The organism is Roseobacter sp. HKCC-CH-9208 (genome assembly GCF_037805125.1).
Classification (GTDB): Bacteria; Pseudomonadota; Alphaproteobacteria; order Rhodobacterales; family Rhodobacteraceae; genus M30B80.
In genome coordinates this window covers 2306886-2321307 of record NZ_JBBLYK010000001.1, presented here as the reverse complement: position 1 = coordinate 2321307, position 14422 = coordinate 2306886, and the positions used below count along the sequence as shown (strand labels likewise).

The 14422-nt window shown below is 57.8% G+C and carries 11 protein-coding genes and 1 riboswitch; of the genes, 3 read left to right on the top strand and 8 right to left on the bottom strand.

Annotation, left to right across the window (positions count from 1 at the left end):
- Positions 1-107 precede the first annotated feature (107 nt).
- Positions 108-761 carry a fructose-6-phosphate aldolase gene (gene fsa, locus AAC621_RS11735; protein WP_340242504.1) on the top strand — a complete coding sequence of 218 codons (654 nt, stop codon included), beginning with the start codon at positions 108-110 and terminating at the stop codon, positions 759-761.
- Positions 762-1012: 251 nt separating this feature from the next.
- On the opposite strand, the gene AAC621_RS11730 is transcribed toward fsa, so the two are convergent.
- The 7 genes from AAC621_RS11730 to AAC621_RS11700 form a co-directional block, all read right to left on the bottom strand.
- On the bottom strand, positions 1013-2176 hold the full coding sequence (locus AAC621_RS11730; protein ID WP_340255975.1) for an iron-containing alcohol dehydrogenase: 1164 nt from the start codon (positions 2174-2176) through the stop codon (positions 1013-1015).
- A 5-nt stretch (positions 2177-2181) separates the two neighbouring features.
- Positions 2182-2619, bottom strand: coding sequence for a 6,7-dimethyl-8-ribityllumazine synthase (locus AAC621_RS11725; protein WP_317655021.1), 438 nt, complete (start codon positions 2617-2619; stop codon positions 2182-2184).
- A gap of 98 nt (positions 2620-2717) precedes the next feature.
- Positions 2718-2852: riboswitch (FMN riboswitch) on the bottom strand.
- Positions 2853-2926: 74 nt separating this feature from the next.
- Positions 2927-4054 carry a peptide chain release factor 2 gene (gene prfB, locus AAC621_RS11720; protein WP_340255973.1) on the bottom strand — a complete coding sequence of 376 codons (1128 nt, stop codon included), beginning with the start codon at positions 4052-4054 and terminating at the stop codon, positions 2927-2929.
- 86 nt (positions 4055-4140) lie between these two features.
- Positions 4141-6690: a penicillin-binding protein 1A gene (locus AAC621_RS11715; protein ID WP_340256511.1), complete on the bottom strand. Its 2550-nt coding sequence runs from the start codon at positions 6688-6690 to the stop codon at positions 4141-4143.
- A gap of 119 nt (positions 6691-6809) precedes the next feature.
- Positions 6810-7550: an N-acetylmuramoyl-L-alanine amidase family protein gene (locus AAC621_RS11710; protein ID WP_340255970.1), complete on the bottom strand. Its 741-nt coding sequence runs from the start codon at positions 7548-7550 to the stop codon at positions 6810-6812.
- A gap of 122 nt (positions 7551-7672) precedes the next feature.
- On the bottom strand, positions 7673-8017 hold the full coding sequence (locus AAC621_RS11705) for a hypothetical protein (RefSeq protein ID WP_340255967.1): 345 nt from the start codon (positions 8015-8017) through the stop codon (positions 7673-7675).
- A 63-nt stretch (positions 8018-8080) separates the two neighbouring features.
- Positions 8081-9232 carry a pyridoxal phosphate-dependent aminotransferase gene (locus AAC621_RS11700; RefSeq protein WP_340255964.1) on the bottom strand — a complete coding sequence of 384 codons (1152 nt, stop codon included), beginning with the start codon at positions 9230-9232 and terminating at the stop codon, positions 8081-8083.
- Between the two features lie 63 nt (positions 9233-9295).
- Between AAC621_RS11700 and AAC621_RS11695 the strand changes: the two genes are divergently transcribed.
- Together AAC621_RS11695 and AAC621_RS11690 are read left to right on the top strand one after the other, a co-directional pair.
- A complete protein-coding gene (locus tag AAC621_RS11695) occupies positions 9296-10612 on the top strand; it encodes a M48 family metalloprotease (RefSeq protein ID WP_340255961.1) in 1317 nt (438 codons plus the stop codon).
- Between the two features lie 11 nt (positions 10613-10623).
- Positions 10624-11385 (top strand): DsbA family protein, encoded by a 762-nt coding sequence (locus tag AAC621_RS11690; protein ID WP_340255957.1) that lies wholly within the window; start codon positions 10624-10626, stop codon positions 11383-11385.
- A gap of 68 nt (positions 11386-11453) precedes the next feature.
- Here AAC621_RS11690 and AAC621_RS11685 read toward each other — a convergent pair whose 3' ends face one another.
- Entirely contained in the window at positions 11454-14108 is a 2655-nt protein-coding gene (locus AAC621_RS11685; protein WP_340255954.1) for an Rne/Rng family ribonuclease, read from the bottom strand.
- Positions 14109-14422 lie beyond the last annotated feature (314 nt).

Below are 14422 nucleotides of genomic sequence, written 5' to 3'. Positions count from 1 at the left end.
AATTGCAATTTGCAGAATTCGTCTCACAAGGTTATCGAAGCGCCAAGCAACCCATTCGTATCAGGCCTCGCCTGCCCCGCGCGAATAAACATCAAGGAGAGCTATCTATGAAATTCTTTGTCGATACTGCCGTGGTCGATGAAATCCGTGAATTGCACGATTATGGTCTGTTGGACGGGGTCACCACGAACCCCTCACTGATCGCAAAATCAGGCCGCGATTTCAAAGAGGTCATCGCTGAAATTTGCGCGTTGGTCGATGGGCCCGTATCCGCCGAAGTCGCCGCAACCGATTTTGCGGGCATGGTGGCCGAGGGCGAGCATTTGGCAAAAATCGCCGATAATGTCGTGATCAAGCTGCCTTTGACCTTGGATGGCCTAAAGGCCTGCCGCCATTTCACCAATAAAGGCATAAAGACCAATGTGACCTTGTGCTTCTCGGCCAATCAGGCGCTTTTGGCGGCCAAGGCGGGTGCAACCTATATCAGCCCCTTCATCGGGCGCTTGGATGACCTCAACCTCGATGGCATGGAATTGATAGCAGAAATCCGCGAGATTTACGACAATTATGGATTTGAGACTGAAATTCTGGCGGCGTCAATTCGGACGGCAAACCATGTGAAAGATGCCGCGATGGTTGGTGCAGATGTGGCGACCATTCCACCCGCAGTGATCAAGGGTCTTGCCAAGCACGTCTTGACCGATAAGGGCCTTGAGCAATTCACCAAAGATTGGGCCGCAACGGGCCAAACCATTCTTTAAGGCAAGTTCATACCGATTTTGAAAAGCGGCGGGACCATAGGCCCGCCGCTTTTTTCATACCCGCAGATCAGATGCGCCTGTATCGATATGGGGTGCCCAGGAAGCCACGCTATCGGCAATATCGGCCACCACGGCCCGATCATCTGGTTCACGCTCTCTAAAGCTCAGCTCAAGGTATTAAAGAAATCTTAAGAACTTTGACGGAAACCGAGGCCATTGTTGCAATTGCAACGGGTATATTGTGGCGTGGGTTATAACGCTTCGCGCAGAATTTCGGTCAAATCAGACGCGGTCAAATCGACTGGATTCGCCTTCATCGAAGACGCGCTTGCCGCCGCTTGTGCAATCTGGTCGATCTTGTCGGCAGGCAGACCCGCTTGCCCCAATCGCGGCAGGTTTTGCCCCTCGATAAATCGCGCCAAGGCCTCAAAGGCCATCTCCGCGCTGACGCCAAAGGCATCGCCCATCCAAGCGCGCAGATCAGAAAAGCGTCCACGCAATGCAGGGCTTTCGGCGCGGGCCTCATTGGCCAAAAGAACAGGCACCAATAAACGGGCGCAAATCAGGCCATGTTGCGCCAGATAGCCGCCTGCAGGCCCCGCCAAGCCATGCACCGCCCCCAAACCCGCATTGGCCAAGGCAAGACCGCCAATCACCGATGCCAAGGCCATATCATCGCGCGCCATCGGATCATCGCCGCCCCGATCAAAGGCATCAGATAGGCGGCGCAGCCCCGACACGGCCCGCGGAATGGCATTCCTGCACAGCGCATCGGTGAACGGGTTGGCGCGGGTGCACAGATAAGGCTCGATCACTTGGGTCAGGGCATCAAGCCCGCTCATCATGGTTTGCGCGCGCCCCATCCCGTCACATAAACGTGGGTCAATAATGGCCAAATCTGGCAGCATCCGCGCATCACGCAAAGATACTTTGCGCTGGTGTTCGGGCACAGAAATCACCGCGTTTTTGGTGACCTCGGCCCCTGTGCCCGCTGTGGTGGGAATGGCCACAAAAGGCAAAGGCGCGGCATCAAGCGCGCGCCCCTCACCGACAACCTCAAGATAACGAAGGGCGGAATGCGGTGCAGGGATCAAGGCGGCGATGGCCTTGCCTGCATCAATGACGGCCCCCCCACCAATCGCCACAACGCAGGCAACCCCTGCCCCGCGCGCGCGCATCACCGCGCCCTCGATGGTTTTCAAATCGGGTTCAGCCGCAATCGCGATCTGCAGCACGGGCGCAAGAGCATCAACCAAAGCACGCGTTCCTGTGTGACGCAGACCAGAGCCGCCCGTGATCACCATCACGGGCACCCCCAAAGTCATAATCTGCGGCGCAAGCCCCGCCCCGACCTTTCCGCGACCAAATTGAATTTGACCTGCGGTGAGAAACTCAAAGCTCAGGGCCTGCGCCATCAGGGTCAAACCTCGATACTTGCGACCATGCGCAAGGCTTGCGCTGCTTCTGCGCCTTTCTTGACGAAATGATCATGATAGAAATCGTGATGCACCGCATGCTCGTGGAAATGATGCGGGGTCAGCGATACGGAATAGGTGGGAATGCCTGTGTCCAACTGTGCTTGCATCAGACCATCAACCACAGCAGCAGCCACAAAATCATGGCGGTAAATGCCCCCATCCACCACCAATGCGGCGCAGACAATCGCATCAACCTTACCAGACGCGCCCAGTTTCTTTGCCAAGAGCGGCATTTCAAACGCGCCGGGCACATCATAGGTCATCAGGTTATACGCCTGACCTGATGCTTTCATATCCGCTTCAAAGCCAACCAAGGCTTGGTTGACAATGTCGCTGTGCCAATTTGCTTTGATAAAAGCGATATTCAGTGTTTTCGTCATTTGGGTCATCCTTTCTAAAGACCAAGGTGCCCAAGGCGATCGTGAACACGCGCCCGCGCCTGAACAAGGGACACGCCCCCGCGCAACCGCGAAACACGGCTCATTCTCTTTCATCCGGACTATAACCGTCGGCTTTGGAATTTCACCAAATCTGCTGACCCTTGGTCGTGAAACCAAGGCGCTCGCGGGCTGTCACCGCCGGTGGGGAATTTCACCCCGCCCCGAGAATGTCAGTAGAAGTAATCAACCAAAGGCTGCAGTGCAAGACGCGAATGCGCCGCATCGCTGCACGCTTGCGTCTCAGGCGTCAATCTTCGGCCTGTGCATCGGCACGGCTTTTGCCAGAGACATCCAGCGCCAAAACCGAGGCCATCAGCCCATCAATTTCGCCATCCAAAACACCTTGGGTGTCAGAGGTCTCAAACCCTGTGCGCAGGTCTTTAACCATTTGATAGGGCTGCAAAACATAAGAGCGGATTTGATTGCCCCAACCCGCCTCACCTTTGGCTTCATGGGCTGCGTTGATCTCGGCATTGCGGCGATCAAGTTCCATCTGATAGAGGCGCGATTTAAGCGCTTTCATCGCGATATCGCGGTTTTGGTGCTGAGATTTTTCCGAACTCGTGACCACGATCCCCGTGGGAATATGGGTGATGCGCACGGCCGAGTCGGTGGTGTTGACATGCTGCCCCCCCGCCCCTGACGAGCGATAGGTGTCAATGCGGATCTCATTTGGGGCCACTTCGATTTCGATATTGTCATCAACCACAGGATAGACCCAAACCGAAGAAAAGGACGTATGCCGCCGCGCGGAACTGTCATAAGGCGAGATGCGCACCAAACGATGCACGCCCGATTCCGATTTCAACCAGCCATAGGCATTATGCCCAGAGATTTTGTAAACGGCGGATTTGATCCCCGCTTCTTCCCCGTAAGAGACAGATTGAAGATCAACCTCATATCCCTGTTTTTCGGCCCAACGCACATACATGCGCGCCAACATCGAGGCCCAATCACAGCTTTCCGTGCCGCCTGCGCCCGCATTGATCTCAAGGAAGCTGTCATTGGCGTCCGCCTCGCCGTTCAATAGGGCCTCAAGCTCTTTTGCGGCGGCGGTCTCGACCAAGGCAGACAGGGCGGCTTCCGCCTCTGTCACAATTGCGCTGTCACCTTCTTCCTCGCCCAATTCGATGAGGCCAATATTATCGCCCAGACCCGATTTGATCGCGTCATAGGTGCCGATTTTATCAAGCAGCACCTGACGATCGCGCATCAGCTTTTGCGCCTTTTCGGGATCGTTCCACAGGTCTGGATCCTCGACACGGGCGTTGAACTCCTCCAAGCGGTGCTTGGCGGTGGTCAAATCCATTCGCTGCCCGAGCAAATCAAGAGAACGGCGAATTTTGTCGATATTGGATTGGGTTTCGGCCCGCATCGGATACCTGCTCCAATTGCATCAAGAAATCATCTGGTCGCGGTGATCTAGACCAGCGGCGGCGTGGCTGCAATCCCCGATGGGGTTTAATAGAGCCCGCCTGAGCTGATCGTGCCAAAGCCCGTATCGGTGGGAACCCGCACTGTTTCGCCAGACGAGGTGCGCACATCTGCGCCCTCTTCCTGCAATGCGCCATCAACCTCACCCGGCCCAAAGACGGGCAAATCCGAGGCCATAGCAAACCCACCATCCACAATGGCCGAACGCGCACCAACAGGGGGCACTTCTGCGGCGCGGAAATATTCATAAACCACGTTTTCGCCGCTTTCCCCATCGGCCAGACGTTCGCCAGAGAAGCGATCAATTGGCACGAACACACCGCCCTCGGGCACGCGGAACGGGCCGCCGCCATATTCGGCCACAGCCTCTTGCATAAATTCTTGGAACACGGGCGCACAAGTCCCACCGCCCGAGGCGCGGCCAAGCGACCGCGGTTGGTCATAGCCGATATAGCAGCCCGCCACGATATTGGAGGTAAAGCCAACAAACCAAACATCGCGGGCGTCATTGGTTGTGCCCGTCTTCCCCGCGGCAGGCACGGGCAGGTTCACCGCGCGCGCCGCCGTTCCGCGCTCGACAACCCCCTCAAGCATCGAGGTGAGTTGAAAGGCGGTAATTGGATCCATAACACGGGCTCGGTTGGATACGATCCGCGGCCCCAAGCCTGCGGGCAATGTGTCGCTCAAACAATCTTCGCAAATACGCTGATCATGGCGATACACAGTTTGGCCAAACCGATCTTGGACGCGGTCAACAAGGGTAGGCTCCACCCGCTCACCGCCATTTGCAAACATCGCATAGGCCGCGACCACTTTGTAAAGCGTGCTTTCTTGCGCCCCCAAGGAATTGGCCAAAAATGGCTGCATCTCATCGTAAACGCCAAAGCGTTCAGCATAGCGCGCAACGGTCTCAATCCCCACATCTTGGGCCAAGCGGATGGTCATCAAGTTACGCGATTGTTCAATCCCTGTGCGAATGGGCGCAGGGCCATAAAACCGATCCGAGGCATTGGTTGGACGCCAAAGACCCTCGGGCGTTTCCACCTGAATGGGCGCATCGATCACGATGGTGTTGGGGCTATAGCCACTGTCCAACGCCGCTGCGTAAACAAATGGCTTAAAGCTTGAGCCGGGCTGCCGCGTGGCTTGGGTGGCGCGGTTAAAAACCGAATACTGATAGGAAAAGCCGCCTTGCATCGCCAAAACGCGGCCCGTGTTCACATCCATCGCCATGAAGGCCCCTTGCACCTCGGGGATTTGGCGCAAGGAATAATGCCGTGGCCCTGTGTCATCCTCAACAGGCAGAACATGGATCACATCCCCGCGCGCAAGCAGGTCATCGGCAGAATTGGCCGCGCTGCCTGTTGTGCCATCTTCACGCAAAGGGCGCGCCCACGTGACATCCTCCGCCAAGATGCGGCCCGTTTCGCCATCCTCAAAGGCAATCAGCGCATCACCGCCCTCAAACCCCGTCACCGCCGCAACGCGCCACTGATCCACATCGCGCGGGATGTCCGTAGCCGAGAGCGCATCGGCCAAACTGGCCGCATCATCAAGGGCTGCCACATCAAGTTGCGCCAAGGCCCCCCGCCAAACCCCACGCCCGCGATCATAGGTTTCAAGCGCGCGGCGCAACGCGCGCTGTGCCACGATTTGAAGATTTTCATCCATCGTTGCGCGCACAGCATACCCGCCTGTGAAGAATTCTTCTTCACCAAACTGGGTCGACAATTGGCGGCGAATTTCATCCGTAAAATAGCCCCGTGGCGGCAGGCTAGAGCGGAAAGGCGCAATATCCCCGCGCTGCACCGTCTCAAGCTCTGAGGCTTGGCTCTCTTCCATCACCTCGCGGGTGATATAGCCATTCTCGAACATCTCGCGCAGGACGTAATTGCGCCGCTCAACCGCATCATCGTAATCACGCACAGGATGCAAACGCGCAGGCCGTTGCGGCAGAGCAGCCAAATAGGCGGCTTGCGCAGGGGTCAAATCGGACAGTGCCGTGTTAAAATAGGTCTGCGCAGCGGCGGCAACACCATAGGAATTTTGACCAAGGAAAATTTCGTTCAGATACAGCTCAAGGATACGTTCCTTGCTCATGGATCGCTCAATGCGCGCGGCCAAAATAATTTCCTGCACCTTGCGCTCAATCGTGCGGCTGCCATCAAGGAGGAAATTCTTCATCACCTGCTGCGTGATGGTGGAGGCGCCACGCACATCCTGCCCGCGCGAGCGCACCGCATCCACAAGGGCCGATGCAATCGCGCGCGGGTCGTAGCCCGCATGCTGATGAAAATTGCGATCCTCGGCACTGATAAAGGCATGAGCCACCAGATCAGGGATTTCTTCGGCTGGCACGAAAACACGGCGCTCTTGCGCGAATTCGTCAATGATACGGCCTTCGCGCGAATAGATACGGCTGATCGTGGCAGGGGTATATTGCGACAGCGTTTCGTAATTGGGCAAATCGCGCGCAAAAACCCAAATCACGCCGCCAACAATAATGGCACCAAACACAACAGCCATGATCGCCGAGGCAAAGAGCCCGCCGAAAATACCCATCACAAAACGGATGATCTGGCCCATGCGTGTCACTTCCCCAAAAAGCCTTACCCCAAGCGCGTGTCCGCTTATATGGCGCAGGCGCGCGCGCGTCAAAAGCTTAAACCTTCACTTCATGGTGAGATCACACATGATTATCGCCGCATCAGGCTGCGGCGCAGATTGTCTTCGGCCAACCATGCCTCGATGGCCCGCGCAATCCCGCCTTGCGCCCGCGCCCGCCAAACAGGGTCAAGGATATTTTCCAAATCCCCACCTTCGGACATAAAACCGATTTCCAAGAGGACAGAGGGGTAATCAGTCGCGCGCAGCACTGTAAAATTTTCCTCAAAACGCGGGCGGCTGTGCAATTCAACCCCTGCCCCCTCAAGGCCCGTCACCAAGGCATCGGCCAAGGCATCACTGCGCGGATCGGTTTCAAGACGCGCCAAATCCATGAGAAAATCTGCGACAACATCATCGGATTGGCCCAAATCCACGCCCGCCAATAGATCGGCGCGGTCATGCTGCGCGGCAAGCGCCGTTGAGGCCGCATCAGAGCCTGTCTCAGACAAAGTATAAACAGTCGCCCCAGACGCCATGCCATCGCCTTCAGCCAAGGCATCGGCATGAATTGAAATGAAAAGATCAGCCCCCGCCATACGCGCGCGCGACATCCGATCAGGCAGGGGGATAAATTCATCCCGCTGGCGCGTCATGAACACATCCACGAGTCCACCACGCAACAGCATCTCGCGCAACTCTAACGCGAAGAGCAAAACCAAATCCGCTTCGCTAAATCCATCGCGTTCTGCGCCTGGATCAATCCCGCCATGGCCTGGATCAAGGGCAATCAAGGGCCTTGTGCGCAGTGGCGGCGCGGGTTCTGCAATCACCGCTTCGGGCGGCTCATCTGCGCTTGCTGGGGTGAGATGGGTTGCGAATTCTTGCGCCGTTGCGGGCGCAGCCGCAAGGTAAGGCGCACCAAGTCAGGATGCTCTGTATCCATCACCGCGCCCTAAACCACCATGGGCGCGGTCAAATTCAGGCTCAACCGCCCCCAACCTGCGCGCGGCGCAGGGCCAAGCGCGACCACCTGCGCGCGATCCGCTCGATCAAACCCATTGGGCAGATTTTGCGCCTCTACCCCTGCCAGATCGACAATCAGCCGCATCGGATTGTCGCGCACACGCAGCCCATAGGCGGTGGCACGATTAAGGCGAAGCTGCACCTCAATCCCTTGGCCTCGATCCGTGACATAGCTTTCGCCTAGATCAAGGCGCACAGATGTTTCGGCCCAAACCATGGGGCCAATCCACAAAAACAGCATCGCAAAAATACTGCGAAACACGACCTGCAACATGGGGTTGTCTTTCTGCTCTTATCCACGCCATGAATATACAAAATTTAGATTTAGATTTAAAATCTATTTTGCATGCGCAGCCATAAAGGCCGTGATACGCGCAACCCCTTCTTCGATATCGGCCGTGCTGCGGGCATAGGAGAACCGCAAGGCGCGCGTGCCCTCTTCGGGATCAAAATCAAGGCCTGGGGTGACAGCAACCCCTGCCTCCTCCAACATCGCGCGCGCCATATCCTGCGCGGGCCAATCAAAGGCGCTGATATCGGCATAGACATAGAACGCACCATCTGCAGGCGCGAGGCGCTCAAATCCCGCCGCGCGTAGCCCTTGCAACAAGATCACGCGGTTTTTGGCATAGATCGCGAGGTTTTCATCCAGTTCCGCACGCCCTTCAGGCGACAAGGCCCCTAGGGCTGCGATTTGTGCCGCATGTGGCGCGCAAATGAACATATTTTGCGCCAAACGCTCGACCACGCGCAGGTGGTCTTCAGGCACGACCATCCACCCCAATCGCCATCCTGTCATCGAGAAATATTTAGAAAAGGAGTTGATGATATAGGCCTGATCGGTCACCTCAAGCGCGCTGACGGCGCGTGCCTCGTAATGCAGCCCGTGATAGATTTCGTCACTGATCAAGGCCACATCCCGCGCGGCGCAAGCAGCAGCCAGTTCCGCAAGTGCGGGCTTTTGGATCATCGTGCCTGTCGGGTTTGCAGGGCTTGCCAAGATCAGACCTGCGAGATCTTCGGTGATCTGGTCGGGGCGCGGCTGAAAGCCACTGCTGGCATCGGTGCGCAATCCCGCAACGTCCAAACTCATTGCCTTTAGGATTTGCCGATAAGACGGATAACAGGGAAGCCCCATACCAACCTTTTGACCCGCATCAAAAAGCGCGGAAAATGCCAATAAAAACCCGCCCGATGCCCCCGCTGTGATCACCACGCGCGCAGGATCAAGGTCGATATCATACCATTCGCCATAAAGTGCGGCGATCCCCGCGCGCAGATCAGGACGCCCGAGCGCCACAGTATAGCCTAGCGTGTCTTCTTCCATTGCGCGCGCAAGCCTCTCGCGCGCGGCGCGTGGCGCGCCTGTGCCGGGTTGGCCGACCTCCATATGGATGATGTGGCGCCCCTCCTCCTCAAGACGGCGGGCGGCCTCCATGACGTCCATCACAATAAAGGGATCAACCTGACCACGGCTTGAATAACGCATTGCTTCCTCACTAGACTGGATGCATCGGTTTGAAACAGCCCTGCCCGAAAAGGTCAATCACAGATGCGATCCTTTCTTTTTGCCGTGATCTTGGGCCTGTGCCTTGGCCTTGCGCCCAAAGGGGCCGTGGCGCAATCCATGATCCGCGACGCCGAGATTGAGGCAGGTTTGCGAAATCTGTTGATGCCCATTCTCGAAGCGGCGGGATTGGGGCAATCTATCCGCGTGATTTTACTCAATGATCCGCAGATGAACGCCTTTGTGCGCGATGCCCGCACGATTTTTATCACTTCGGGGCTGATGATGGCATTGGACGAGCCTGCCGAATTGCAGGCTGTTTTGGCCCATGAGGCCGCACATATTGCCAACGGACATTTGGCCCGCCGCCCGGAGAATGCCGACACGATGAGCGGTGCATCGCGGCTGGGTTTGGTGGCAGGTCTGCTGGCCGCAGGCGTCACGGGGGATGCGGGTGCAGGCGCGGGCGTTGCGGCAGGTATGGCCTCAAGCGCGCAGCGCGTCTTTTTCTCACATACCCGCGCCGAAGAGGCGAGCGCGGATGCCGCCGCCCTTAGATATCTCGAGCGCGCAGGCGTTTACCCCACTGCAATGGCGCGCGTCCTAGATCGCTTTGCAGGGCAAGAGTTACTCTCAACCGACCGCCAAGACCCCTATGTCCGCACCCACCCGCTGACCCGTGATCGTCTGCGATTGGTCGCAAATTTTGACGGCGGCACAGCCCCACCCCCTGACAGCGAGGCGCAATATTGGTTTGATCGCAGCAAGGGGAAATTAGCAGCCTTTCTGAACCCACCCTCTTGGACATTTGCGCAGGTGGGAAATGACCCCTCAGAGATCGCAACAATGCGCCGCGCTGTGGCCTATCACCGCAATTCCGAAGGCGATGCCGCCTTGCGTGAGTTAGAGCGGTTGATCCTAAACTACCCCGCAGATCCCTATTACCAAGAGCTATATGCACAGGTTCTATTTGAGAACCGCCGGTATGACGCGGCGATTGTGGCCTATGAACGGACCATCCAGATGTCTCCTGATGCAGGTCTGATTTTAGCGGGATATGGTCGTGCCCTTCTTGCGCCCGACAGCCCCGCGCGCAATGCCGAGGCCTTGGCGGTGCTAGAGGCCGCCTTTGCCCGCGAACGGCGCAACGCGCGGCTTATGCGGGATTTGGCTATGGCCTATGCGCGCGATGGCCAAAATGGTATGGCCGCATGGGCCACCGCAGAACGCGCGGCCTTGGAGGGGGATTTTGAAACCGCCGCCCTTCATGCCCGCCGCGCCACAGGCCTCTTGCCCCAAGGATCAAGCGGGTGGCTTCGGGCGCAAGATGTGTTACGTCTGGCTGAAACGAAAAACGACTGACAGGATGCGCGATGACCCCTTCCCCGAAAAGCCTGATCTTGGCGCTTGGCCTCACGATCAGCGCCCTCAATCCCGCTGCAGCATTTGACATTGATGCCATGAGCGAGACAGAACGCGCAGCGTTTCGCGCGGAAATCCGCGCCTATCTGCTAGATAATCCCGAAGTGCTGATGGAAGCCCTCGACATTCTAGACGAGCGCCAAGCTGCGGCCGAGGCGCAGGCTGAATCCCAGATTATCGCGGCCAATTCTGACGCGATTTTCGCCTCCCCCTATGATTATGTTGGCGGCAACCCCGAGGGTGATGTGACCCTGGTCGAGTTTCTTGATTACCGCTGTGGCTATTGTAAACGTGCCTTCCCCGATATCGAAGCCATGCTTGAGGAAGATGGGAACATCCGCTTTATCGTCAAAGAGTTTCCGATTTTGGGCGATGCCTCGCTCTTGGCCTCACGCTATGCGATTGCGGCCAAAATCGCGTTGGGGGATGAAGCCTATCGCGCGCTTCATGATGCGATGATGGTGATGCGGGCCGAGGTCAGCGAAGCGTCATTGCAGGCCACCGCCGAAGGGCTGGGTCTTGATCATGCGGCCATCGTGGCCGAAATCAACAATCCGCAAATCGATGCAACAATCAGCCTCAATTACGAATTGGCCCGTGCGCTGAATATTTCAGGCACGCCCACCTTTGTGCTGGAAACGGGGCTCTTGCGCGGGGCCTTGCCGCGCGACCAGATTGAGTCAGCCATTGCAACTGAGCGCAGCGTAAACTGAACAAACGCTTAGAATGAAAATGAAAACGGGCAGGGTTTCCCCTGCCCGTTTTATTTTAATCGGGTCGGTTAGCCGCGTGACCACCACCCGCGCTTCTTTGGCCCATCAGGCGCAGGTTCTGCGGCCTGTGGCGCAGCCACCGCCTCGACAGTCGCGTCTGGCGCAGATGGCGCCTCAGCCACAGGTTCGGCCTTTTTCGCAGGGGTTTTACGGCTGCGCGTGGCCCGCTTGGGTTTCGGTGCCTCTTCCGCAGGCTCTGGGGCCTGTTCGACCTCAGCCACCGATTCTGCTGCGACAGCGGCCTCTTCAGCGGCTTTTTCGGCCTTGGTTTTGCGACCACGGCGCTTTGGTTTTGGGGCCTCTTCCGCCGCCGCCTCCGCCGCTCCTTCCGCCGCCGCTTCTGCAGGTGCTTCTGCGGCGGGATCAGATGGTTCTGGCTCGGCTACCGTCTCGGCCGATGCGTCAGATTTGCTAGACCTGCGACTGCGGCGGCGCTTTGGCTTTTCCTCAGCCTCGGGGGTGGCGTCTGCCTCCGCTGCGGGCGAGGCATCAGCCTCAGACGCGCCTGCACCCTGTGCTGCGTCTGGGGCCTCAGTGGCCTTCTCGGTTGTGCGGGCCTCGTCCCCCTCGCCCCGATTGCGGCGGCGACCACGGCCACCACGGCGGCGGCGGCGGCGTTTCTTGCCCTCGCCCTCTTCGCCTTGTTCCTCGGGGCGGTCTGCCTCAGGCGCCTCGGTGATATCAATCTCATCCGCAGCCTCGGCTTCAGCGGCTTCGATTTCCTCCATCAGCCCTGCATCCATCGAAACAACAGGGCTTGCAGGGGCAATACGGCGGGTGGCTGTTTTGAATTTTTCAATCCGATAATCGGGCGTGATCATCGCAGGATCGGCCTCGACACGGATCGAAACCCCATAGCGCGCCTCGAGATCCGCGAGATATTCACGCTTTTGGTTCATGATGAAATTCACGATGCCCACGGGCGCAGTCAACAACAACTCACGCGAGCGGCGGCGGGTGCTTTCCTCTTCCAACTGGCGCAGGATCGATAGGCCCTGACTGTCATCAGAACGCACAAGCCCCGTGCCGTGGCAGAGGTGACAGGGCTGTGTCGTGGCCTCCAACATCCCAGGGCGCAGACGTTGGCGCGACATTTCCAACAAGCCAAAGCCTGAGATACGCCCAACCTGAATGCGCGCGCGGTCGGTTTTGAGGCGATCTTTCAGCCGCTTTTCCACGGCCAGATTGTTGCGCCGATCATCCATATCGATGAAGTCGATCACAATCAGACCCGCCAAATCGCGCAGGCGCACTTGACGGGCCACCTCTTCGGCAGCCTCAAGATTGGTCTTAAGCGCAGTTTCCTCAATCGAGCCTTCCTTGGTCGCGCGCCCTGAGTTCACATCAACCGCAACCAAGGCTTCAGTGATGCCGATGACGATATAGCCGCCCGATTTGAGCTGCACGACAGGGTTGAACATATCGGCCAAGTAACCCTCGACCTGATAGCGCGCGAAAAGCGGCAGACTATCCGCGTAATGTTTCACGTTCTTGGCATGGGACGGCATGATCATTTTCATGAAATCCTTGGCTTGGCGATAGCCCGCCTCGCCTTCGACCAGCACCTCGTCAATATCGCGATTATAGAGATCGCGGATCGAACGGTGGATCAGGTTGCCTTCCTCGTAAATTGGTGCAGGCGCAATCGAGCGCAGGGTCAATTCGCGCACCTGTTCCCATTGGCGCTGCAAATATTCGTAATCGCGCTTGATCTCGGCCTTGGTGCGTTGGCTGCCCGCGGTGCGGATGATCAGACCCGCGCCCTGCGGCACCTCCATCGATTGCGCGATTTCCTTCAGCTTTTTGCGATCCGAAATATTGGTGATCTTGCGGCTAATCCCGCCACCGCGCGCGGTATTGGGCATCAAAACGCAATAGCGTCCTGCAATGCTGAGATAGGTGGTCAGGGCAGCACCTTTATTGCCGCGCTCCTCTTTGACGACCTGCACCAGAATGATCTGGCGCACTTTGATCACTTCTTGGATTTTATATTTGCGCGCGCGCGGCTTTCGCGCAGGACGAATATCTTCGTGATCATCATCATCCGCGATGGTTTCGGCCTCGGCGGGGGCGGTGGCGTCCTCGTCAGATGCGCCATCTTCGATATCGGCCTCAACCTCAATATCGGCATCGCTTTCAGGGGCGGCCGTGTCAGTCAAGGTCGCATCAAGGGCCTCATCTGCCTCGACCTCAGAGTCAGATTCAGCATCCGCGTCTAGATCAATCACATCCATGCCCGAGGGCGTGCTGACCTCGCCTGTGGCAATCGCATCCCCTGCGGCGGCCTCTGCACGGGTGTCCGAGGATTTGCGGCGGCGCGAGCGGCGGCGTTTTGGGGCGGATTTCTCCTCCTCATCGGCTTCGGCCTCGGCGGCCAATTCCCGCTCCTCGGCCAAAAGCGCCTCACGATCCGCCTTGGGGATTTGGTAATAATCGGGATGAATTTCCGAGAAGGCCAAGAAACCATGACGATTGCCGCCATAATCAACAAAGGCCGCCTGTAACGAGGGCTCAACCCGCGTCACCTTTGCCAAATAGATGTTTCCTGCCAGTTGTCGCTTATTCAGCGACTCGAAATCGAATTCCTCGACCTTGTTTCCATCTGCCACAACAACGCGGGTTTCCTCCGCGTGGGTGGCATCGATAAGCATTTTCTTTGCCATAGGTTCCTTGCACATCCCCGCGCTGCGCGCACCCCAAAGGGTCGCGTGAGAAGGGGATATTGTCCTGAAAGGGCGATGACGCAGGCAGCAGGATGGGCTGGCGCGGCATGGGCCGCCCCGTCACTCACTTGGCTGATCTGCACGCGTTTCATCGCGATTTATCTCCGAAGCTGCGCGTGCACTCGCCCGCGCCTCTCCCATTATGTCCCGCTTGCGCGGGGGGTTAGATGGGCCTGAGGGCAGCACAAGAGCGGCGGTCAGGCTTTGGCATCCTGCCCTCTCTCCCGCGCGGGTTTTCGGACGCGCTTCAAGAA